20 protein-coding genes are annotated in these 23,387 nt (G+C 60.2%); 14 read left to right on the top strand and 6 right to left on the bottom strand.

The features are described 5' to 3' along the window. Positions 1–163: 163 nt before the first annotated feature. From ACZ9XP_RS08335 to aceB, 4 genes are all read right to left on the bottom strand, one after another. The gene (locus ACZ9XP_RS08335; RefSeq protein ID WP_147682806.1) at positions 164–958 is read right to left on the bottom strand and encodes an ABC transporter ATP-binding protein; all 795 of its coding nucleotides are present in this window, start codon (positions 956–958) and stop codon (positions 164–166) included. Beyond that, on the bottom strand, positions 958–1,857 hold the full coding sequence (locus ACZ9XP_RS08340; protein ID WP_147682808.1) for an ABC transporter permease: 900 nt from the start codon (positions 1,855–1,857) through the stop codon (positions 958–960). The genes ACZ9XP_RS08335 and ACZ9XP_RS08340 overlap by 1 nt, the downstream gene beginning before the upstream one ends. An 88-nt stretch (positions 1,858–1,945) precedes the next feature. After that, entirely contained in the window at positions 1,946–2,914 is a 969-nt protein-coding gene (locus ACZ9XP_RS08345) for an ABC transporter substrate-binding protein (protein WP_147682810.1), read from the bottom strand. A 228-nt stretch (positions 2,915–3,142) separates the two neighbouring features. Beyond that, on the bottom strand, positions 3,143–4,738 hold the full coding sequence (aceB, locus tag ACZ9XP_RS08350) for a malate synthase A (protein ID WP_147682812.1): 1,596 nt from the start codon (positions 4,736–4,738) through the stop codon (positions 3,143–3,145). Between aceB and ACZ9XP_RS08355 the strand changes: the two genes are divergently transcribed. Continuing rightward, positions 4,737–4,928 (top strand): hypothetical protein, encoded by a 192-nt coding sequence (locus ACZ9XP_RS08355; protein ID WP_147682814.1) that lies wholly within the window; start codon positions 4,737–4,739, stop codon positions 4,926–4,928. The genes aceB and ACZ9XP_RS08355 overlap by 2 nt on opposite strands. A gap of 334 nt (positions 4,929–5,262) precedes the next feature. Further along, the gene (locus ACZ9XP_RS08360) at positions 5,263–6,657 is read left to right on the top strand and encodes an amino acid permease (RefSeq protein WP_147682816.1); all 1,395 of its coding nucleotides are present in this window, start codon (positions 5,263–5,265) and stop codon (positions 6,655–6,657) included. A 198-nt stretch (positions 6,658–6,855) separates the two neighbouring features. Here ACZ9XP_RS08360 and aceA read toward each other — a convergent pair whose 3' ends face one another. Beyond that, positions 6,856–8,154, bottom strand: coding sequence for an isocitrate lyase (gene aceA, locus ACZ9XP_RS08365; RefSeq protein WP_465188256.1), 1,299 nt, complete (start codon positions 8,152–8,154; stop codon positions 6,856–6,858). A gap of 417 nt (positions 8,155–8,571) precedes the next feature. Here aceA and grpE point away from each other — a divergent pair, with 417 nt between their 5' ends. The 6 genes from grpE to hemB all read left to right on the top strand — a co-directional run bounded on the left by grpE (position 8,572) and on the right by hemB (position 15,668). Continuing rightward, positions 8,572–9,102, top strand: a complete 531-nt coding sequence (grpE, locus tag ACZ9XP_RS08370) for a nucleotide exchange factor GrpE (RefSeq protein ID WP_147682820.1) — start codon at positions 8,572–8,574, stop codon at positions 9,100–9,102. A 126-nt stretch (positions 9,103–9,228) separates the two neighbouring features. Beyond that, the gene (gene dnaK / locus ACZ9XP_RS08375) at positions 9,229–11,139 is read left to right on the top strand and encodes a molecular chaperone DnaK (RefSeq protein ID WP_147682822.1); all 1,911 of its coding nucleotides are present in this window, start codon (positions 9,229–9,231) and stop codon (positions 11,137–11,139) included. A gap of 233 nt (positions 11,140–11,372) precedes the next feature. Beyond that, positions 11,373–12,494 carry a molecular chaperone DnaJ gene (gene dnaJ, locus ACZ9XP_RS08380; RefSeq protein WP_147682824.1) on the top strand — a complete coding sequence of 374 codons (1,122 nt, stop codon included), beginning with the start codon at positions 11,373–11,375 and terminating at the stop codon, positions 12,492–12,494. A 265-nt stretch (positions 12,495–12,759) separates the two neighbouring features. Further along, the gene (locus tag ACZ9XP_RS08385; protein WP_465188257.1) at positions 12,760–14,250 is read left to right on the top strand and encodes an alanine/glycine:cation symporter family protein; all 1,491 of its coding nucleotides are present in this window, start codon (positions 12,760–12,762) and stop codon (positions 14,248–14,250) included. A 66-nt stretch (positions 14,251–14,316) separates the two neighbouring features. Beyond that, complete coding sequence (locus tag ACZ9XP_RS08390) at positions 14,317–14,541, top strand: hypothetical protein (protein ID WP_147682828.1); 225 nt, start codon at positions 14,317–14,319, stop codon at positions 14,539–14,541. Between the two features lie 125 nt (positions 14,542–14,666). Next, positions 14,667–15,668 (top strand): porphobilinogen synthase, encoded by a 1,002-nt coding sequence (gene hemB, locus ACZ9XP_RS08395; protein WP_147682830.1) that lies wholly within the window; start codon positions 14,667–14,669, stop codon positions 15,666–15,668. A 48-nt stretch (positions 15,669–15,716) separates the two neighbouring features. Here the strand turns inward: hemB and ACZ9XP_RS08400 are convergent, their stop codons facing one another. Continuing rightward, positions 15,717–15,905: a hypothetical protein gene (locus ACZ9XP_RS08400; protein WP_147682832.1), complete on the bottom strand. Its 189-nt coding sequence runs from the start codon at positions 15,903–15,905 to the stop codon at positions 15,717–15,719. 175 nt (positions 15,906–16,080) lie between these two features. Between ACZ9XP_RS08400 and ACZ9XP_RS08405 the strand changes: the two genes are divergently transcribed. The 6 genes from ACZ9XP_RS08405 (at position 16,081) to ACZ9XP_RS08430 (ending at position 23,076) form a co-directional block, all read left to right on the top strand. Next, complete coding sequence (locus ACZ9XP_RS08405) at positions 16,081–17,280, top strand: glycine C-acetyltransferase (RefSeq protein WP_147682834.1); 1,200 nt, start codon at positions 16,081–16,083, stop codon at positions 17,278–17,280. Between the two features lie 152 nt (positions 17,281–17,432). Then, positions 17,433–18,458, top strand: a complete 1,026-nt coding sequence (tdh, locus tag ACZ9XP_RS08410; protein ID WP_147682836.1) for an L-threonine 3-dehydrogenase — start codon at positions 17,433–17,435, stop codon at positions 18,456–18,458. Between the two features lie 171 nt (positions 18,459–18,629). Continuing rightward, positions 18,630–19,730 (top strand): chorismate synthase, encoded by a 1,101-nt coding sequence (gene aroC, locus ACZ9XP_RS08415; protein WP_147682838.1) that lies wholly within the window; start codon positions 18,630–18,632, stop codon positions 19,728–19,730. Positions 19,731–19,769: 39 nt separating this feature from the next. Beyond that, complete coding sequence (locus ACZ9XP_RS08420; RefSeq protein WP_147682840.1) at positions 19,770–21,182, top strand: HDOD domain-containing protein; 1,413 nt, start codon at positions 19,770–19,772, stop codon at positions 21,180–21,182. 177 nt (positions 21,183–21,359) lie between these two features. Continuing rightward, positions 21,360–22,205: a pirin family protein gene (locus ACZ9XP_RS08425; protein ID WP_465188258.1), complete on the top strand. Its 846-nt coding sequence runs from the start codon at positions 21,360–21,362 to the stop codon at positions 22,203–22,205. A gap of 10 nt (positions 22,206–22,215) precedes the next feature. Continuing rightward, positions 22,216–23,076, top strand: a complete 861-nt coding sequence (locus ACZ9XP_RS08430; protein WP_147682844.1) for a pirin family protein — start codon at positions 22,216–22,218, stop codon at positions 23,074–23,076. The last annotated feature ends 311 nt before the right edge of the window (positions 23,077–23,387 follow it).

A 23,387-nucleotide genomic window follows, 5' to 3' on the forward strand; every position in this document is an offset into this window, starting at 1 on the left:
TCAAAAACAATCAGACTGTACGGCAGGCTGCCGGTTCTCTACCCTAGCGCATTCTGCTGTGTGGCGGGCATGAAATAGCGCGGATAGCGTGATTTCATGCGCGGGCGACCAGATAAAACAAACCCGGCCATCGGTGCCGGGTTTGTCTGGTGTCAGGCGGCGATCAGCCCAGCAGCAGGGCGTCGTCGTCGATGGCTTCGCCACGGGTTTTTTCGAACATCGCCAGCAGGTCGGTGACCTGCATGCGGCTGCGCTCTTCCCCCGCTACGTCCAGCACTACGCGGCCCTGGTGCAGCATCACGGTGCGGTGGCCGTGGTCCAGCGCCTGGCGCATGGAGTGCGTCACCATCAGCGCGGTAAGCTGGTTTTCGTGCACGATGCGGTCGGTCAGCTCCAACACGAAGGCGGCGGTTTTCGGGTCCAGCGCGGCGGTGTGCTCGTCCAGCAGCAGGATGCGCGACGGCTGCAGGCTGGCCATCAGCAGGCTGACCGCCTGGCGCTGGCCGCCGGACAGCAGGCCCATGCGGTCTGGCAGGCGGTTTTCCAGCCCCAGCTTCAACGTGGCCAGCTTGTCGCGGAACAGCTCGCGCAGGCTGCGGTTCAGCGCCGGGCCAAAGCCGCGCTTGCGGCCACGGTAGTAAGCCAGCGCCATGTTTTCTTCAATGCTGAGGTTTTCGCAGGTGCCGGCCATCGGGTCCTGGAACACGCGGGCCACCAGCCCGGCGCGCTGCCAGCCCGGGGTACGGGTCACGTCTTTGCCATCAATGTGCAGGCTGCCGCTATCCACGATCACGTCGCCGGCCAGCGCGTTAAGGAAGGTGGATTTACCGGCACCGTTACTGCCGATGACGGTGACAAACTGGCCACTGTCGATCTGCAGTGACAGGCCGCGCAGCACCGGGTTTTCGATCGGCGTGCCGGGGTTGAAGGTTTTGAACAGCGTATCGGCGCGCAGCATCAGCGGGCTCCTCCGGGTTTACGGGCCAGCTTGGCCTTCAGCTTGGGCAGCACCAGGGCAAAGCCCACCAGCAGTGCGGTAATCAGGTTGAGGTCTTGCGCTTGCAGGCCGATAAAGTCGGCGTTCAGTGCCAGCGCAATCAGCAGGCGGTACAGCAGGGCACCCAGCACGGTAGCCAGGGTAATGACCCACAGCGTGCGCGACGGCAGCAGGGTTTCGCCAATAATCACGGCGGCCAGACCGACCACAATGGTACCCACGCCCATCGAGACATCCGCCCCGCCCTGGGTTTGCACATACAGGGCACCCGCCACGGCAATCAGCGCGTTGGACAGCGCCATGCCGGCCAGTACCATGCGTTCGGTGGCAATACCCTGGGCACGCGCCATGCGGGCGTTGGCGCCGGTGGCGCGCATGGCCAGGCCGGCTTGCGAGGCAAAGAACACATCCAGCCCCAGCTTGGCGACCACGATCAGTGCGGCCAACATGGCCGGCTGTACTTGCCAGGCAATGTCGAAATTGTCACCGATAAACGGGCTGAAAATGGTGGGGCTGCCGATCAGCGGCATATTGGGTGCACCCATGATGCGCAGGTTGATGGAGTACAGCGCGATCATTACCAGGATGGACGCCAGCAGCTGCAAGATGCCCAGGCGTACGTTGAGCCAGGCCGTCAGCCAGCCAGAGGCGGCACCGGCCAGTGCGGCCACGCCGCAGGCCAGCCACGGGTCGTGCCCGCCGGCAATCAGCGTGGCGGCTACGGCACCGCCTAGCGGGAAGCTGCCGTCGGCGGTCAGGTCGGGAAAGTCGAGGATGCGGAAGGAAATCAGCACCCCCAGCGCCACCAGGGCGAAGATCAGGCCGATTTCCAGGGCACCCATCAGGGCGATCAGGGTCATGATGCGGGTCTTTCAATAGCAACGCGCAGCTCGTGGCTGCGCGGTAGGGGGCAGGTTGGCCGCAGGGTGTGCGGCCAGCCTGACGGGCTTACTTCACGGTGTCGGTGGCTTCTTTCAGCAGTGCCGGGCTCAGGGTGACGCCCTGTTTTTGTGCGGCAGCCGGGTTCAGGCTGAGCGATAGTTTCTCGCCCACTTGTGGTGCAATGGCACCGGCTTTTTCGCCTTTCAGGATGCGTACCACCAGCTTGCCGGTCTGGCGGCCGATGTCGTAGTAGTTCTGGCCCAGGGCGGCAATCGCACCGCGTTTTACCGAGTCGGTATCCGACGCTACCAGTGGCAGCTTGCCCTGTTGTGCTACGGCCACCAGCGATTCATAGGTAGACACCACATTGTTGTCGGTGCTGGTGTACAGCACGTCTACCTTGCCAATCAGGTTCTTGGCAGCCGGGGCCACGTCTACGGTACGCGGGGCGGGGGCTTCTACCAGGCTCATGCCACGCTTGGCCAGTTCGGCTTTCAGCTCTTTGGCCACCACCACCGAGTTCACCTCGCCCGGGCTGTACACCATGCCCACGCGCTTGGCACCCGGCTTGATCTTGGCGATCAGGTCCAGTTGCGGGGCCAGTGCCAGCTTGTCGGATACACCGGTCACGTTGGTTTTGGAAGGCTGCCAGCTCGGAACCAGCTTGGCGGCTACCGGGTCGGTCACGGCAGTAAATACCACCGGAATGCTGCGGGTGGCGGCCACGGCAGCTTGGGCGCTAGGGGTCGCGATGGCCACGATGACATCCGGGGCATCGCCCACGAATTTTTTGGCAATCTGAGCGGCAGTCGCCGGGTTGCCCTGTGCACTCTGGTATTGGTATTTGAGCTGTTTGCCCGGCTCGAAACCGGCAGCTTTCAGTTCGTCTTCAATGCCCTTGCGCGCGGCATCCAGTGCCGGGTGATCCACGATGGCGGTAACAGCGACCGATTTTTGTTCGGCGGCGTGGGCAAACAGCGGCAGGCTGGCAGCCAGTGCTGCAGCCAGAAGGGTACGGCGGGCAATCATGCTCATCTTGCTAGCTCCGGGGCGTGACAGGGTGTTGTGCAATGCGATATTTGCGCAATGATATGGCAAAGTGGCCGGGCTTTCAGATTGTGCAAAGCAATAATATTCCAAATATTGTATCCATAAAGAAGAATGTGCCAATGTGGTGCGTGCACAAAAAGAATGCGGCCAACAAGGTTGGCCGCAGGGGGTGAATGCTGGCGAATTGTGTAGTCGCTTTATTTCAGCGTGGGCTTAATCCAGATACTCGGCCCCGGGTAGTGTAAAGAAATCGATAAATTCCTCGCTGCTGACCAGCAGGTCAAACAGCAGCGCCGCATCATCAAAGTGCCGGCTCCAGCGGCTACCGTATTCGGCGTGCAGCCGGTTGATTTCGTCTGCGGCCAGGCTGCGCACCAGGCTCAGGCTGATTTTGCGGCCATCTTCCAGATAGCCTTTGGGGCTGTGCACCCACTGCCATAGCTGCGCGCGGGCAATTTCGGCAGTCGATGCTTCTTCCAGCTGCTGGTGAATCAGCACGCAGCCGCGCCCGCTCATCCAGGCGCCCAGGTACTGTATACCCACGCTGATATTGTTGCGGATGCCTTGCTCGGTAATGGGGGCTTCGGGCTGGAAGTTCAGCAGGTCTGCCGCGCTGATATGCACGTCGTCGCGCTGCCTTTCCAGCTGGTTGGCCGCATCGCCCAGCACGCTGCGGTAGGCATCCAGCGCTAGCGGTACCAGCGCCGGGTGCGCTACCCAGCTGCCATCGTAGCCATCACGCGCTTCGCGCTGCTTTTCCTGGTAGATCGCAGCCATAGCTTGGTCATTGGCCGCAGGATCGTGCTTGTTGGGCGCTAGGGACGACATACCGCCAATGGCCGGTGCGCCACGCTGGTGGCAGGTTTTCAGCAAGAGCAGGGCGTAGGAGCGCATGAAAGGCACGGTCATGCTGATGCGTTCGCGGTCTGCCAGGCAGAAGTGCCGCGCCTGACAAAATGCCCGGATGCAGCTGAACAGGTAATCCCAGCGCCCGGCATTCAGGCCGGCGCTGTGCTCGCGCAGGGCGTACAGGATTTCGTGCATCTCGAACGCTGCCAGAATGTGTTCGATCATCACGGTGGCGCGAATGGTGCCGGTCGGCAGGCCCAATGCAGCCTGTGCGGCGACAAATACATCATTCCACAGCGCGGCTTCGTGGTGGTTTTCCAGCTTGGGCAGGTAGTAGTAGATGCCTTTTCCGGCTGCGTGCAGGGCACTGGCGTGGTGAAAAAAGCTCAGGCCAAAGTCGAACAGGGCGGCACTGACGGGCTGGCCGTCAACGCGCAGGTGCTTTTCGGCCAGGTGCCAGCCGCGTGGGCGCACCATCAGTGTGGCGTGGGTGGGGTGCAGCTGGTAGTGCTTGCCTTCCGGGCTGTGGTAGCTCAGGGTGCCGCGCCAGGCATCGCTCACGTTCTGGTGCCCGCTCACGATATTGTCCCAGCCGGGGCTGGTGGCGTCTTCGAAATCCGCCATGAAACAGCTGGCGCCGGCATTCATGGCATTGATCATGGCGCGGCGCTCTACCGGCCCGGTGATTTCTACCCGACGGTCTTGCAGATCAGCGGGCAGGGGCGCGATGCGCCAGTCGCCATCGCGGATGGCTTGTGTATCGGGCAGAAAGTCGGGCAGGTGGCCGGCGTCAAGCAAAGCCTGGCGCTGTTGGCGCTGTAGCAACAGGCTACGCCGGCGGGCATCGAACTGCCGGTGCAGGCTGGCAATAAAGTCCAGCGCAGCACGATTGAACAGCGCTTCATGAGCCGGTTTGACCGGGGCCAGTATCTCTACGCCTTGCGGCAGTTGCAACGCCATGTCTCTCTCCGTTTTTGACGGTGTCATGGTCGCGTGGCATGCGTACCCTGCACCGGTTTTTTGCCAGTGTACTGGTAAGGCTGGTAATGAAACAGGCGTAAAAATCGATAACATTTTTTACTTTTATGGCAATAAAAGCGCTGGTGGCTTGCCGCTGTTTCTGCATAGCGTGACCGCGCTGGCTGAATAGGCCTGGCAGATTGCCGCTATTAAGTGCTACTTATTGAAACAAAACGGCGATCTGGGCTCTCTTGGGCAGGGTTGTGCAGGATTTGTTGTGGTTCAGGGCGGAATGCTGCACGGCTGGGCGATGGTTTGGCATAGATCTGATTATTGGAGTCTGTATCCAATATGGCCTGGCCGGCTCGTGGCTTGAAAACGCTCATGGCCCTGCGGCATAGTCGCGCCCTTGCGCGCCAGCCTGACACCGGCGGGCGCCATGTGGACCACAACAACACTGACAAATCCGGATGCTTACGCGCCCCACGAGGGCGCGTTTTCATTGGCCGGACAGGGATGAGAGAATGAGTTTGTTACGCAAGAAAGACGTCCATCAAATGATGGCCGAATCGCAAGGCGCCGGGGCGCTGCGCAAGGAGTTGTCGGCATTTGACCTGACCATGCTGGGGATCGGCGCCATTATCGGCACCGGTATTTTTGTGCTGACCGGCACCGGTGCCACGGTGGCCGGCCCTGGCCTGGTACTGTCCTTTATTATCGGCGCCATTGCCTGCGGTTTTGCCGCCCTGTGCTACGCCGAGTTTGCCGCCATGCTGCCGGTGTCGGGTTCTACCTATACCTACGCTTACGCCACGCTGGGCGAGCTGGTGGCGTGGATCATCGGCTGGGATCTGATGCTGGAGTACCTGCTGGCGTCCTCGGCGGTATCGGTGGGTTGGTCTGGCTACTTCCAGAGCCTGCTGGCCGGTTTTGGTGTGCATCTGCCTGATGCGCTGACCGCTGCGGCGGGCGCGCGCCCGGGGGTGGACACCGTATTCAACCTGCCAGCCTTTGTGATTGCCATGCTGGTGACCGCGCTGCTGGCGTTCGGGATTAAAGAATCCAAACGCGTGAACAACGTGGTCGTGCTGATCAAGGTGGCGGTGGTGCTGGTGTTTATCGGCGTGGCCGTTTGGCACGTGAAACCGGCCAACTGGAGCCCGGCGTTGCCCTACGGTATGGATGGCGTATTCCATGGCGCGGCCATCGTGTTTTTCAGCTTTCTGGGTTTTGACGCGGTAACGTGTGCTGCCGAAGAGGTGAAGAACCCGGACAAGGACATTCCGCGTGGCGTGCTGTGGTCGCTGGGTATCTGCTCGCTGCTGTACGTGGTGGTATCCGCCATCATGACCGGCATCGTGCCGTACATGCAGTTCAAGGGTATCGACCACCCGGTATCGCTGGCCTTGCAAGTGGCCAAGCTGGACTGGTTTGCCGGCTTTGTAGATCTGGGCGCGATTCTGGGTATGCTGACTGTGATTCTGGTGATGACCTATGGCCAGACCCGCATCCTGTTTGCCATGTCGCGTGACGGCCTGCTGCCGAAAATCTTCAGCGACGTCCACCCGACATACGGCACGCCTTATAAGGCAACCTGGCTGATTGGTACCATCATTGCACTGATCGCTGGTTTTGTACCGCTGGGTACGCTGGCCGAGCTGGTGAATATCGGTACCCTGGCGGCGTTCTCGCTGATTGCCGCCGCCATCATCGTACTGCGCAAGCGCGAACCGAACCTGCCGCGCAAGTTCCACTGCCCGGGCGTGCCCTACGTACCGGCCCTGGCTATCGTGTTTTGCGTATTCCTGATGAGCCAGTTGTCCTGGCTGACCTGGGTATGCTTTGCGGTGTGGCTACTGATTGGCTTGGTGGTGTACTTTGGCTATTCGCGCCAGCGCTCGCTGCTGCACAAAGCCTGATGCTGACGGCAAGACAGTAAGCTGACGCACGCAAAGCCCCCGTCCATGGACGGGGGCTTTGTTGGTCTTGGGCTTGGGTTGGCTTGCTATTGCCGATGGCGATAGTTGGCCGCTGGGCACAAAAGAAAAACCCCCGTCGGATGACGGGGGTTTTTGACGCAGACGGCGGGGTCGAGTCGCCGTTTGATGTCGTAAAGCTTAGTGGAACTGCTCTTCTTCGGTAGAACCGGTCAGTGCGGTAACCGAGGACTTGCCACCCTGAATCACGGTGGTGATGTCGTCGAAGTAGCCGGTGCCCACTTCCTGCTGGTGCGATACGAAGGTGTAGCCACGGTCGCGTGCTGCGAATTCCGGCTCCTGTACCTTCTCCACGTAGGCGGACATGCCGCGTGCCACGTAGTCTTGTGCCAGATCGAACATGTTGTACCACATGTTGTGGATGCCAGCCAGGGTGATGAACTGGTACTTGTAGCCCATGGCGCCCAGCTCGCGCTGGAACTTGGCGATGGTGGCATCGTCCAGGTTTTTCTTCCAGTTGAAGGAAGGCGAGCAGTTGTAGGCCAGCAGCTTGCCCGGGTGTTTGGCGTGCACGGCTTCAGCGAAGCGGCGGGCGAATTCCAGATCCGGGGTGCCGGTTTCGCACCATACCAGGTCGGCGTATTCGGCGTAGGCTACAGCACGGCTGATGGCTTGCTCCAGACCTTTCTTGGTCTTGTAGAAGCCTTCGGCAGTACGCTCGCCAGTCAGGAACGGCTTGTCGTTTTCGTCGTAGTCGCTGGTCAGCAGGTCGGCAGCTTCGGCATCGGTACGGGCGATTACCAGGGTAGGCACGCCGTATACGTCGGCAGCCATACGGGCGGCAATCAGTTTCTGTACGGCTTCCTGGGTCGGTACCAGTACCTTGCCGCCCATGTGGCCGCATTTTTTCACGGAAGCCAGCTGATCTTCAAAGTGCACGCCGGCAGCACCAGCGCGGATCATGGCTTTCATCAGTTCGTAGGCGTTCAGTACACCACCGAAACCGGCTTCGGCATCGGCTACGATCGGGGCGTAGTAGTCTACGAAACCGGCAGCACCTTTTTCCAGGCCTTTGGAGTGCTGGATTTCGTCAGCGCGGGTGAAAGCGTTGTTGATGCGCTCTACCACTTTCGGCACCGAGTCAACCGGGTACAGCGACTGGTCCGGGTACATGGCAGCGTATTCGTTGTTGTCGGCAGCAACTTGCCAGCCGGACAGGTAGATGGCCTTGATGCCGGCCTTGACTTGCTGCATGGCCTGGCCGCCGGTGAGCGCGCCCAGACAGTTGATGTACGGCTCGTTGTTCACCAGATTCCACAGCTTCTCGGCGCCGGCACGGGCAATGGTGTGCTCGACTTGCAGCGAGCCGCGCAGACGCTCTACATCAGCAGCGGTGTAACCGCGTTTGATGCCTTTCCAGCGCGGATTGGTATCCCAGTCGTGTTGAATGGCGGCGATGCGTTGTTCGCGAGTAGTCATGGTAAACCCTTCACTTTGATAGTTTCGTTTTGCCGGTAAGCCGGCACTCCCAGTTTCTCTTGATGCGGGCCGGTGTTCCGGCCTTTCTGCGTCTTACAGCCACCGGATTTGGGGGTGGCTCTGGCTGCCGGAAACCACCCCGGATAAGGGGCTGGCGGGCCGTGCAGTAGCGCTGTTGTGAAAACATTTAAGCATAAAAAAATCGGAAAGTGTGCAGTGCAGCAAAAAAAAATCCTTTGTTTTCAATTGGTAACAATCGTGCACGCAAACGAACCGATTCGAACGCTTGTTTTGGTGCACTTGCGAAAAGAATGGCAAAGAAGCGCACATGCAAAAGCCCGCTGAGGGGGGCTTGAAATCCACCACGATGCCCCTATCTGGAAAAGGTCTTTTTGACTTCAGCCAAATGGAAGCGTCATGCAGGAAAATCAGAATATCCAAGCAGAAGAAGTGCTTGATCAGGGCCAGGCCCCGAATGACAACGCGGCAGATACCGCAGAAACCCGCGTCGCTGCACTGGAAGCCGAAGTTGCAGAACTGAAAGAGCAGTATCTGCGTGCACGGGCCGAAACCGAAAACGTACGCCGCCGTGCTGCCGATGATGTGGTGAACGCCCAGAAATTTGCCGCCCAGAAGTTCGCCTCCGAACTGCTGGCGGTAAAAGACAGCCTGGAAATGGCACTTTTGGATCAGTCCGGCCAGTTTGAAACACTCAAGTTCGGTGTAGACCTGACCCTGAAGCAGCTGAGCGCCGCTTTCGAGAAAGGCCAGATCACCGAGATCAGCCCGCTGGGCGAAAAGCTCGACCCGCACAAACACCAGGCCATCAGCACCGAGGAATCGGAAGCCGAAGCCAATACCGTGGTGCGCGTGATGCAAAAAGGCTACCTGATTGCCGACCGCGTACTGCGCCCGGCCATGGTGGTGGTGGCCAAGCCCAAGGCCTGAAGGCCAGCGTGGTGTGAGTCCCTCTTGAAATTGTGGCGATAGCCAATATCTGACAAAACAACAGGCCGCTGCGGCCGACCCCGCGGCGGTTTAAGAGACAAAGTTTGACGAAAGGAATAGCCAGTCATGGGCAAAATTATCGGTATTGACCTGGGTACAACCAACTCCTGCGTGGCCGTAATCGAAGGCGGCAACCCGAAAGTAATCGAGAACGCCGAAGGCGCACGTACCACCCCTTCCATCATTGCTTATATGGAAGACGGCGAGATCCTGGTAGGTGCACCCGCCAAGCGTCAGGCGGTAACCAACCCGAAAAACACCCTGTACGCGGTGAAGCGCCTGATTGGCCATCGTTTTGAAGACAAAGAAGTGCAGAAAGACATCGACATGATGCCTTTCGAGATCATGCGCGCCAAAAACGGCGATGCCTGGGTAAAGGTACGCGACCAGGAACTGGCCCCGCCGCAGATCTCCGCAGAAGTCCTGCGCAAGATGAAAAAAGCCGCCGAAGACTACCTGGGCGAAGAAGTGACCGAAGCCGTGATTACCGTACCGGCTTACTTCAACGACAGCCAGCGTCAGGCCACCAAAGATGCAGGCCGTATTGCCGGCCTGGACGTAAAACGCATCATCAACGAACCGACCGCTGCTGCGCTGGCCTTTGGCCTGGCCAAGCAGGAAGGTGACCGCAAGATCGCCGTATACGATCTGGGTGGTGGTACCTTCGATATCTCCATCATCGAGATCGCCGACGTAGACGGCGAGCACCAGTTTGAAGTGCTGGCCACCAACGGTGACACCTTCCTGGGCGGCGAAGACTTCGACCAGCGCGTGATCGACTACATCGTGACCGAGTTCAAGAAAGAACAGGGCGTTGATCTGAAGAACGACGTAATGGCCCTGCAGCGCCTGAAAGAAGCCGCAGAAAAAGCCAAGATCGAGCTGTCTTCCGCGACCCAGACCGAGGTGAACCTGCCGTACATCACCATGGACGCCACCGGCCCGAAACACCTGGCCATGAAGATTACCCGCGCCAAGTTCGAAAGCCTGGTAGACGACCTGGTACAGCGCTCCATCGAGCCGTGCAAGGTAGCGCTGAAAGACGCGGGTGTATCGCTGGCTGACATCACCGACGTGATTCTGGTGGGCGGTCAGACCCGTATGCCGAAAGTGCAGGAAGCGGTAAAAGCCTTCTTCGGTAAAGAGCCACGCCGTGACGTGAACCCGGACGAAGCCGTCGCCGTGGGCGCCGCCATCCAGGGCTCCGTGCTGTCGGGCGACCGTAAAGACGTACTGCTGCTGGACGTGACCCCGCTGTCGCTGGGTATCGAAACCATGGGAGGTATCCTCACCAAGCTGATCCAGAAGAACACCACCATTCCGACCAAAGCGTCGCAAGTGTTCTCCACGGCTGCCGACAACCAGACTGCGGTAACCATCCACGTGCTGCAAGGCGAGCGTGAAAAAGCCGCGGCCAACAAGTCGCTGGGCCAGTTCAACCTGGGTGACATCCCGCCGGCACCGCGTGGCGTACCGCAGATCGAAGTGGAATTCAACATCGACGCCAACGGTATCCTGCACGTGTCTGCTAAAGACAAGGCTACCGGCAAGCAAGCCAACATCACCATCCAGGCTTCGTCCGGCCTGTCCGAAGACGAAATCCAGCAAATGGTGCGCGATGCCGAGCTGAACGCCGAAGAAGACAAGAAACTGTCCGAACTGGTACAAGCCCGCAACCAGGGTGAAGGCCTGATTCACAGCGTGAAAAAATCGCTGACCGAATACGGCGACAAGATCTCTGCGGACGAAAAAGCCGCCATCGAAGCCGCGCTGAAAGAAGCCGAAGAAGTGATTGGCGGTGATGACAAGGAAGCCATCGATGCCAAGGTTCAGGCACTGATGACTGCCTCGCACAAACTGGCCGAGCACATGTACGCCGACAAAGGTGCCGAAGGCGCCACTGCCGAGCCACAGGCTGATGGCAAGAAAGATGACGGCAACGTCGTAGACGCCGAATTCGAAGAAGTGAAGAAGTAAGCTTCAACGATAACGGCAAGGCACAGGCCCTTTCGGGGGCGCTGTGCCTTTTCCTTGATGGGCGGCCAAGCCAAAGGTTGGCCGCAGGCTGCAGCAAATGGCCCGGCGGTGCGCACAAGTACATGGCCCGGCACGATGCGTAGCCCTTCTTTTCAGAAGCAGGCTCCTGCATGTGGGCAGGGGTTTGCCAGCAATTGCGGCCAACCTGCCGGTTGGCGCTAGGGTGATACAGCATGGCGAAAAAGGATTTCTACGAGGTACTGGGCGTCAATCGTGATGCGTCGGACGACGACATCAAGAAGGCCTATCGCAAGCTGGCGATGAAGTACCACCCGGACCGTAACCCGGACAGCAAGGAAGCAGAAGACAAGTTCAAGGAAGGCAAGGAAGCCTACGAGATCTTGTCCGACCCGCAAAAGCGCGCGGCCTACGACCAGTACGGCCACGCCGGCGTGGACCCGCAAGCCGGTATGGGCGGCGGTGGACAGGGCTTTGGCGGCTTTGATTTTGGTGATATTTTCAGCGACATCTTTGGTGGCGGCGGGGGGGGGCGTGGCGGGCGCAGCAATGTGTACCGTGGCTCCGACCTGCGCTACAACATGGAAGTGTCGCTGGAAGAAGCGGCGCGCGGCTGCGAAAAGCAGATCCGCATTCCTTCGCACGAAAACTGCGATGTCTGCCACGGCAGTGGCGCCAAGCCGGGCACCCAGCCCAAGACCTGCACCACCTGCGGCGGCCACGGCCAGGTACGCATGAGTCAGGGCTTCTTTTCCATCCAGCAAACCTGCCCCACCTGCCATGGCAGCGGCAAGCAGATTACCGACCCGTGTCATAAATGCCACGGCGCTGGCCAGGTAAAGACCCACAAAACGCTGAATGTGAAGATTCCGGCCGGTGTGGACGAGGGCGACCGCATCCGCCTGTCCGGCGAGGGCGAGCCAGGCCAGAACGGTGGCCCGTCGGGCGACCTGTTCGTGGTGATTCATGTCAAGAAGCACAGCGTGTTCGAGCGTGATGGCAAAGACCTGCACTGCGAAATGCCGATCAGCTTTACCATTGCCGCACTGGGTGGCGAGGTGGAAATCCCTACGCTGGACGGCATGGTGAAGGTGAAGATTGCCGCAGAAACGCAAAGCGGCCGTGTTTATCGCGTGCGTGGCAAAGGTGTGAAATCGGTGCGCGGCAGCGATGTCGGCGACCTGATGTGCCATGTGGTGGTGGAAACACCGGTGAACCTGACCGAGCGCCAGCGCGAGTTGCTGCGTGAATTCGAAGCTATTAGCCAGGGCGATGTGGCTACCCACACCCCGCGTGCCAAGTCGTTTGTGGACAAGCTGAAGGATTTCTTCGGCTAAGCTTATCGAAATATTGTTGTAGTCAAGACGCACCGTTAGGGTTTCCCCGCGGTGCGTTTTTTTGTTTTTGGGCAATCATCGTGCGTTCAGCGGCGATTGTCTGACAAATAATGGTTAATGTATCCAGGTATCTAGCTCTACAGGTGTTGTTTCAGTAAGGTTGCGGCTTCGCAAAGCAGGCGACCACGACCTGCGCGATGCGGTAGCCCCTGACCAGGCTGCCGGCTTTGTGGGAAAGCAAATACCTGACATCAAAGGAGCAAACATGCAGGAGTTAGTTGATTTTCTGAACGGCTGGATCTGGAGCAAAGGGCTGATTTTCCTTTGCCTGGGTGTGGGCCTGTACTTTTCTATCCGTAGCCGCTTTGCACAGGTACGCCACTTTGGCGAGATGATCCGCCTGATGTTTGACGGCAAGAGCGACAGCAGTGGTGTCTCGTCCTTCCAGGCGCTGGCCATGACCCTGGCTGGCCGTGTGGGTACCGGTAACATCGCCGGTGTGGCTACCGCGATTACCTTTGGCGGCCCCGGTGCCGTGTTCTGGATGTGGATGGTAGCCTTCCTGGGCGCCAGCTCGGCGTTTGTCGAATCCACCCTGGGCCAGATCTACAAAGAAAAGATCAATGGCGAGTACCGCGGTGGCCCGGCTTTCTACATTGAAAAAGGCCTGGGCATGAAGCCGTTTGCGATCGTGTTTGCGATTGCTACCATCTTTGCTTGCGGCGTGCTGCTGCCAGGCACCCAGTCCAACTCCATTGGTGCCGGTCTGCAAAACGCGCTGGGTATTGACCCTAACGTAACTGCCGCACTGCTGGCCGTGATGCTGGGCTTCATCATCTTTGGTGGCGTGAAGCGTATTGCTTCCTTTGCAGAGATCGTGGTGCCGTTCATGGCACTGGGCTACATCATTGTGGCTTGCGTGATCGTGGCACTGCACATCGACCAGCTGCCGCACGTGCTGAGCCTGATCATCAAGAGCGCCTTTGGTCTGGATGCCGGTTTCGGCGCCATCCTGGGTATGGCGATCCAGTGGGGCGTGAAGCGTGGTGTGTACTCCAACGAAGCCGGTCAGGGTACCGGCCCGCACGCCTCGTCGGCTGCTGCCGTATCGCACCCTGCCAAGCAGGGTCTGGTGCAGGCCTTCTCCGTTTACATTGATACCCTGTTCGTGTGCTCGGCTACCGCTTTCATGTTGCTGATTACCGGCCAGTACAACGTGCAGGGCCCGGATGGCAAGGCGCTGTATACCGGTATTGCCGGCGTGGCCGCTGGCCCGGGCTACACCCAGACCGCCATGGAAAACATCATGCCGGGCTTTGGTTCCATCTTTGTGGCGGTGGCACTGTTCTTCTTTGCTTTCACCACCATCATTGCCTACTACTACATCGCCGAAACCAATATTGCCTACCTGAACCGCAAGGTAAACCGCCCATGGATGACCCTGGTGCTGAAAGTGGGCATCATGGCTACCGTGGTGTACGGCACCGTGAAAACCGCCGACCTGGCCTGGGGCCTGGGCGATATCGGTGTGGGCATGATGGCGTGGATGAACATTGCTGCCATCCTGTTGCTGCAGAAGCCGGCCTTTATTGCACTGCGCGACTACGAAGCACAGAAAGCACAGGGCCTGGACCCGGTATTCCACCCGGAAAAACTGGGTATCAAGAATGCCGACTACTGGACTGGCCACCAGGCAGAAGACAATCTGGAAGCCGAGCGCAAGCAAGGCGGCCAACCGGTATACGACAAGGTTTGATATCCTTGCTGCAATCCGCTACACCATCACGCCGGGGAAACCCGGCGTTTTTTATTTGAGGCCTGTATGGATCTGCTGCATTCCACCTGGTTCTGGGTATTGATGATTGTTGCCCCGGTGGGCACGGTGATTGCCACGCTGGCGCGCATGTCGCGCAAGACCGGCGATGGCAAGCTGCCGCCCGGTGTGCTGCCCGGTACCTATGCGCCGTCCAGCAAGGATGGCAGCCCGTATCGCCGCCCCGGCGAAGCCGCCCCGGCCGCAGAAGACACGCCGCCCGAACAGCGCTAGGTGCAGGGTTGGCCGCATTGCGGCCAACTTGTGCTGCCGCAAATCGTATTGAACTAGTGCTGTCAGCCTGGTCTTAGCTTTGCTATCTTCATGCCCGTCCTGACACCTCTTGCTGAAAGACCTTCATGTTTGCCAATCGCTACTTTCCCGCTACCCGCCTGCGTCGCATGCGCCGTGATGACTTTTCCCGCCGCCTGATGCGTGAAAACGTGCTGACCACCAACGACCTGATCTACCCGGTATTCGTACTGGAAGGCGAGGGCCGCGAGGAAGAGGTGGCCTCCATGCCCGGCGTCAAGCGCCAGAGCCTGGACAAACTGCTGGATACCGCCGCCGAAGCCGTGGCGCTGGGCATCCCCATGCTGTCCATTTTTCCGGTTATCGAAACCGGCAAAGACAACTCCGGCGAAGAAGCCTATAACCCCGACGGACTGGTTCCCACCGTGGTGCGCGCACTCAAAGCGCGCTTTCCGCAGCTGGGTATCATGACCGACCTGGCGCTGGACCCGTATACCGTACACGGCCAGGATGGTTTGCTGGACGATAGCGGCTACGTGCTGAACGACGAAACCACCGAAATCCTGGTACAGCAGGCGCTGTGTCACGCCGCCGCCGGTGCCGACGTGCTGGGCCCGTCCGACATGATGGACGGCCGCATCGGTGCCATCCGCAGCGCGCTGGAAGACGAAGGCTTTATCCACACCAAGATTCTGGCGTACAGCGCCAAGTACGCGTCTGCCTTCTATGGCCCGTTCCGCGACGCGGTAGGCTCGGCGGCCAACCTGGGCAGTGCTGACAAATACACTTACCAGATGGACCCGGCCAACCTGGACGAAGCGCTGTACGAAGTGGCGATGGATCTGGAAGAAGGCGCCGACATGGTGATGATCAAGCCCGGCATGCCCTACCTGGACGTGATTCGCCGCATCAAGGACACCTTCAAGGTGCCCACCTACGCCTACCAGGTATCCGGCGAGTACGCCATGCTGAAAGCCGCCGTGCAAAACGGCTGGCTGAACGAAGAAAAATGCATGATGGAAAGCCTGCTGGCGTTCAAGCGCGCGGGTGCCGACGGCATTCTTACCTATTACGCACTGGATGCGGCACGGGTGATTCGCCGCGGCTAAGCTATCGCACGCCCTGACATGCAATGCGGCCAACCCTGGCCGCATTTTTTATGGCTGGCGCGCTGCTTTTGCGGCAAACATCACGCAAGGGCGGCCGGTGGCCTCCTGGACATCCAGCGTCGGCGTGCGCTTGCTTTTGATCTGCATGGCACGGCAGCCGTAGGGAAAGCGCACATCGTGCGTAATGTAGTAGTGCTGGCAGTGGCGGCACTGCGGGGTAGGGGCGGGCTGGCTCACGGTAGAACGGCAGGGTGATCAACAGCCGGCTATTGTCGCACGGCACGGTAACACTCACCCCCGCAAAATAGCGCGAAACTGTCCCTGATAATGTCACTGGCAGGGGTCTAGAATGGTGACAGAAACATTGCAGTCGTGCCGTTGTAAGGCACCTGCCACACCACAGGGATAGCCCATGAACCATACCTACCTCGCCCATCTGCAAGCCACGCTGGCGCACATCCGTGCCGACGGTTTTGAAAAGCCCGAGCGTGTGATTGCTACCCCGCAACGCGCCGGTATTACCCTGAGTGGTGGCCGTGACGTACTGAACTTCTGCGCCAACAACTACCTGGGCCTGGCCGACGATGCCCGCCTGATTGCAGCGGCCAAACAAGGCCTGGACGACTACGGCTACGGCTGTGCCTCGGTACGCTTTATCTGCGGTACCCAGCAGGTACACAAAGACCTGGAGGCAGCGATTTCCGGCTTTCTGGGCACCGACGACACCATCTTGTACTCCAGCTGCTTCGACGCCAACGGCGGTGTATTCGAAACCCTGCTCACCGAAGAAGACGCGGTGATCTCGGACGAGCTGAACCACGCCTCCATCATCGACGGCGTACGCCTGTGCAAAGCCAAGCGCTTCCGCTACAAGAATAACGACATGGCCGACCTGGAAACCCAGCTGCAAGCTGCCGACGCCGCTGGCGCGCGCTTCAAGCTGGTGGTGACCGACGGCGTGTTCTCCATGGACGGCATCATCGCCGACCTGAAAACCCTGTGCGACGTGGCCGAGCGCTACGGCGCCATCGTGATGGTGGACGATTCGCACGCGGTAGGTTTTGTCGGTGACCGCGGCGCCGGCACCCCCGAGCTGTGCGGCGTGGCCGACCGTGTGGATATCTACACCGGCACGCTGGGCAAGGCGCTGGGTGGCGCATCCGGCGGTTATGTGTCGGCGCGCCAGCCTATCGTGGACCTGCTGCGCCAGCGTTCGCGCCCCTATCTGTTTTCCAACACCCTGGCTCCGGCCATTACCGCCGCCAGCCTGAAAGTGTTGCAGATTCTGCAAACTGAAGAAGGCGACACCCTGCGCGCCCAGCTCAAGCGCAATGCCGATTACTTCCGCAGTGCCATGAGCGAAGCCGGCTTTACGCTGGTGCCGGGCCAGCACCCCATTATCCCGGTGATGCTGGGCGACGCCAAACTGGCGGGCGATATGGCCGCTGCCTTGCTGGATGAAGGCGTGTTTGTGACCGGTTTCTCCTACCCGGTGGTGCCCAAGGGCAAGGCGCGCATCCGCACGCAGATGTCCGCCGGCCACACGCTGGAGCAGGTGCAGCACACGGTTGCCGCCTTCATCAAGGTTGGCCGCAAACTGGGCGTGATTTGACCAAATGATTCTTTGCCACGAAAAGACACAAAAACACACTGAACCCGCCTGCAGGGTGCTTGCCCTATCGGCGTGCCCGTGCCCCGATGATGGCGGGCTGGGTTGTCCGTGTTGTTCCGTGTGCTTCCGTGGCAAAACACAGGAGTAATTGCATGAAAGCACTCGCCAAACTGCAGGCCGCCCCCGGCCTGAGCATGACCGATGTACCAATGCCGGCAGTGGGCCATAACGACCTGCTGATCAAGATCACCAAAACCGCCATTTGCGGTACCGACATCCATATCTGGAACTGGGACGACTGGGCGCAAAAGACCATCCCGGTACCGATGCACGTCGGCCACGAGTACGTGGGCGTAGTGGCCGGCATGGGTTCCGAAGTGCAGGGCTTCACCATTGGCCAGCGTGTCTCCGGCGAAGGCCATATCACCTGTGGCTACTGCCGTAACTGCCGCGCCGGCCGCCGCCACCTGTGCCGCAATACCACCGGCGTGGGCGTGAACCGCGAAGGCGCGTTTGCCGAATACCTGGTGATTCCGGCGTTCAATGCCTTCCCGATCCCGGACGACATTTCCGATGACCTGGCCTCCATCTTCGACCCGTTCGGAAACGCCGTGCACACTGCGCTCAGCTTTAATCTGGTGGGTGAAGACGTGTTGATTACCGGTGCCGGCCCCATTGGCATCATGGCGGTCGCCATCGCCAAGCACGTGGGTGCACGCCACGTGGTGATTACCGATGTGAACGACTACCGCCTGGAACTGGCGCGCAAGATGGGCGCCACCCGTGCCGTGAACGTTGGCCGCGAAGACCTGAAAGCCGTGATGCAGGAACTGCACATGACCGAAGGCTTCGACGTGGGCCTGGAAATGTCCGGTAACCCGCACGCCTTCCGCCAGATGCTGGACGTGATGAACCACGGTGGCAAGGTAGCGCTGCTGGGTATCCCGCCGGCCAACACGTCAATCGACTGGAACCAGGTCATCTTCAAGGGTCTGGAAATCAAGGGTATCTACGGCCGCGAGATGTTCGAGACCTGGTACAAAATGGTGGCATTGATCCAGTCCGGGCTGGATATCACCCCGATTGTGACCCACCACTTCAAAGTGGACGATTTCGAGGCCGGCTTTGCCGCCATGCTGTCCGGCCAGAGCGGCAAGGTGATTCTGGACTGGCAGTAAGCGTTAGCGCGAAACCTCGTGCATGGCTTATCGAACCCGGCTGCGGCCGGGTTTTGTTTTATCAGCATGATGCGGCCAACCTTCTGCCCGCCAACGGCAGGGCAGGCGCTCGAACGCTAGCCAGCCATGCTAGAATCGGGTGAGATCACACAAGAATTCAGGGATAAAGCGATGTCTGGCAATAGCATGGGTTTGCTGTTTACTGTTACCTCTTTTGGCGAGAGCCACGGCCCGGGAATCGGCTGCATTGTGGATGGCTGCCCACCGGGGCTGGCGCTGACCGAAGCCGATATCCAGCTGGAACTGGACCGCCGCAAACCCGGCACCAGCCGCCACGTTACCCAACGCCGCGAGCCGGACGCCGTCGAGATCCTGTCCGGCGTGTACGAGGGCAAAACCACCGGCACGCCGATCGCTTTGCTGATCCGCAATACCGACCAGCGCAGCAAAGACTACGGCAATATCGCCGACACCTTCCGACCCGGCCACGCCGATTACACCTACTGGCACAAGTACGGCATCCGCGACCCCCGTGGTGGCGGCCGCTCCTCGGCCCGCGAAACTGCCGTGCGCGTGGCGGCCGGTGCCATCGCCAAAAAATGGCTGAAAGAGCAGTTCGGTATTGTGATTCGCGGCCACATGACGCAGATCGGCGACGTGGCCATCCCGTTCAAGAGCTGGAATCACGTAGACAACAACCCTTTCTTCGCCGCTGATGACAGCGTGGTGCCGCAGCTGGAAAGCTATATGGACAGCATCCGCAAGAGCCTGGACTCGGTGGGTGCCCGCCTGCGCGTGGTAGCCGATAATGTGCCGGTAGGCTGGGGTGAACCGGTCTACGACCGCCTGGACGCCGACATCGCCTACGCCATGATGAATATCAATGCGGTGAAAGGCGTGGAAATTGGCGCCGGCTTTGGCTGCGTTACCCAGCGCGGCAGCGAGCACGGCGACGAGCTCACGCCCGAAGGCTTTGCCAGCAACCACGCTGGCGGCATCCTGGGTGGTATCTCTACCGGCCAGCAGATCGAAGTTTCCATGGCCATCAAGCCGACCTCGTCCATTGCCCAGCCGCGCCGCAGCATCAACAAGGCCGGCGAAGCCATCATGGTAGAAACCCATGGTCGCCACGACCCGTGCGTGGGCATTCGCGCCACCCCCATCGCCGAGGCCATGCTGGCCCTGGTGCTGATCGACCACGCGCTGCGCCATCGTGCGCAGTGCGGCGACGTGCGTGTGGACACTCCGCGCATCCCCGGCCGCATCGGCTAAATTGACATTAACCTATCGCACCCTGATGGATGCCTGACCATGTTCAAGAACCTGTTTGACAAGCTGTCCCGCAAAGAAGACACGCCGCAGGCGGCCAACGAGCCCGGCGCGGTGCCGGGGGCAGCCAGGGCGGCCCCCGCCAGTCCGGCGGCAGATAGCCCGGCGCCGGTGTTGCCCCACACGCTGGGCTTTGTCACGCACCAGCCGCTGCACGATATGCAGCTGCGCGTGGTGGCCTACGAGTTCATGGTGCGTGATGCGGTCAAGCGCCGTGAATCCAGCGCCAGCCAGTGGTCGCAGTTCGACCGCCTGATGATCAGCACGCTCATCAATATGGATGTGTTCCGCCTGCTGGCTTTTCGCCGTGCGCTGGTGCATATCTCCACCATCTCGCTGGGCGACCCGGCACTGGAGGGCTTTCCGGCCGAGCGCGTGATTTTTGTGCTGAACCCGGCCATGGACGAGCCGGTCACCGCCAACACCATCAGCAAGATCGACGCACACCGTGCCGCGGGCCGCCGTTTCGCCATTGAGCCGGCGTTGTTTGGCCATAGTGTGTTGCCGCCGCCGCTGCAGGACGACCTGCTTTCGCGCATGGACATGCTGATCATGGACTTTGCCGCCCCGGCGGACGAAGTGCTGGCACCCTTTATGGACCAGCTGCCAGGCAAGTACCCGGCGGCGCGCTGGTACGCGCGCAATATCGGCTCGGCGGAAGAGTTTGATGTGTGTGTGAAAACGCCAGGCGCGGCCAAGCGCTTTGCGTTGTATCAGGGGAGCTTCCTCACCAACTTCCACCCGGTGCCCAACGCCAAAGCCGACGCCAGTCAGATGCGCGTGCTGGAAATCATGCGCCTGTTACGTGCAGGTGCCGAAAGCCGCGAGATCGATGCGCAGTTCAAGCTGGACTCGGTCCTGCTGTTCAAGCTGCTGCGCTTTATCAATTCGCCAATGAACGGCCTGTCGCGCAAAGTCATGACCATCGAAGAGTCGCTGATGCTGCTGGGGCGCGAGTCGCTGTTCAAATGGCTGACCATGCTGCTGTTTACCTCGCGCAAGAGCGAGGATGGCCGCTCGCTGGCGCTGCTGGAGCGCTCGCTGTTCCGCGCCCGCTTCATGGAGGCGCTGGGGCAGCAGGGTGGAAATCACAAGCTGGAGTGCGAGCACCTGTTCCTCACCGGCATGTTCTCGCTGCTGGATTCGCTGATGCAAGTGGAGCTCACCGATGCGCTGTCGCCGCTTGAACTACCACCCACGGTGATCGATGCGCTGCTGAATCAGCATGGCCTGTTTGCGCCGTACTTGGCGCTGGCCATCTCGGCCGAGCAAGACAACCACGAGCGCATGACCACGCTGGCCCGCATGCTGAAGCTGGACGCGGAAGACGTTAACCGCATCCACCTGGACGCCATGGTGTGGGCGCAGGAAATTCTGGGGCAAAACGCCGACTAAGCCGGCACCGCCCTACCAGCTACGCCAAACACCGCCTTGTGCGGTGTTTTTTCATGTTCGTCGCTACGCAGCGGTCTTGCTCGGAATATTTGAAAATCCTCGGCAGTTTTTTAATCTTTTATCAGCACGGCCATGTTTGTATATTGTCGCTATCAGCAATCATGCAAGGAGTCAGTGATGAGCAGCGTTTTCCCATCCCGTCAGGTAGAGCGTCTGGTGCGCGGTATGGACACCGCCGACGGCGCAGGTGTCAAACTCAAGCGCGTGCTCACGCAAGACCTGCAGCGCCGGCTGGACCCCTTCCTGATGCTGGACGAGTTTCGCTCCGACAACCCGGGCGACTATATCGCCGGCTTCCCGCCGCACCCGCATCGTGGGTTCGAAACCGTTACCTATATGTTGGCCGGCCGTATGCGCCACCGCGACAGCGGCGGTAACGAAGGCTTGCTTGGCCCGGGTGGTGTGCAATGGATGACAGCCGGGCGCGGGGTCATCCACTCCGAAATGCCCGAGCAGGAAGAAGGCCTGATGCACGGCTTTCAGCTGTGGATCAACCTGCCCGGCGCCCGCAAGATGATCCCTGCTGCTTATCAGGATATTCCTGCGGCCAACATTCCGCTGTTGCAGCTCAATAATGGCATCAGCGTCAAGGTTATCGCCGGTCACTACGGCGAGCAGGCGGGCAGCATTCAGCAGGCCGATACCCAGCCGCTCTATCTGGATATCGGCCTGCCGGCGGGGCAGCAGCTCGATGTTGCCATCGAGCCGGGCCATAATGCCTTCATCTATGTGTATCAAGGCAGCCTGGACGTGGTAGGCCGTGCCGTGAGCGCTGGCCATATGGCCATCCTGTCCGCTCAAGGGGAGGGCGTCTCGCTCGCCACGGCAGAGGGGGCCCGCGTACTGGTGCTATCCGGCAAGCCACTCAAGGAAAGCATTGCCCAGTACGGGCCCTTCGTCATGAACACCCGCGCCGAGCTGGAGCAGGCGTTTGACGATTACCAGCAAGGCCGCCTGGCCTGAGGAATCTACCATGCACGACATCGTCCGCCGGATACAGCCTGCCAGCAAAGACATTGGCTTCATCGTCCGCCGTCTGCTACCGGCCATCGGTACCCGCAGCATCGGGCCCTTTGTGTTTCTCGATCACATGGGCCCGGCACACTTTGCCGCAGAAGGCACCGCCGGCGATGTCCGTCAGCACCCGCATATCGGCTTGGCCACCGTCACCTTTCTGCGCCAGGGCTGCATGATGCACCGCGATAGCCTGGGCACCGCCCAGCGCATCACCCCGGGTGACATCAACCTGATGGTGGCCGGGCGCGGCATCGTGCACTCTGAGCGGGTGCCTGCCGATGTGCGCCAGGCTGGCCAGGCGGTAGAAGGCCTGCAGATGTGGCTGGCACTACCGCAAGCCGACGAGGCCTGCGAGCCCGCCTTTCATCACTACGCCGCCAGCACACTGCCCGCCTGGCAAGAAGGCGGTGCCCAGCTACAGCTGCTGATAGGCCACGCGGCCAACCACCAGTCGCCAGTACGTACCTTTGCTCCCACGCTCTACCTATCCTGGCAGCTGGCCGCCCGTGCCAGCCTCACCCTGCCAGCGCATGTGGCAGAGCGTGGCCTGTACCTGTTTGATGGCAGCGTGCAGATCGGGGACGAAGCCATTCAGGCGGGCGAGCTGGTGGTGCTAGGCGACACAGCCAGCCAGATCAGCACATCAGCAGGCGCCAGTGGCGTACTGTTCGGCGGCGCACCACTGGACGGCCCGCGTTATCTGGACTGGAACTTCGTGGCCAGCGACCGTAGCCGCCTGCAGCAGGCCCGCGACGACTGGGCCAATGGCCGTTTTGCCATGGTAAATGGCGAAAGCGACTTTATTCCGCTGCCCTGAGCCGGTACGTCGTCACGTATACCTCACCAAGTTGGCCGCCTGCGGCCAACTTTTTTGCTTTTTGGTGCCGTTGCAAATCAACACCTTAAGCAAATACTTGCAGTTTATTGCGGTGCAAGTGTTGACGGGTGTGGTCTGGGTGGGTATAGTTCGCCTCCTCAGCTGACGACGCAAACGAAACAAGCAGTCAGCACCGCTCTTTAACAGACCAAATAACCGATAGGTGTAAGTGTCTGGCTAAGCCAAATACTTGCACTGCAAAGATTTAGAGAAACGATGTTTCTTTGAACTTGCGTGCCAAAAAATTGCTT

This window comes from Vogesella perlucida, assembly GCF_979366545.1.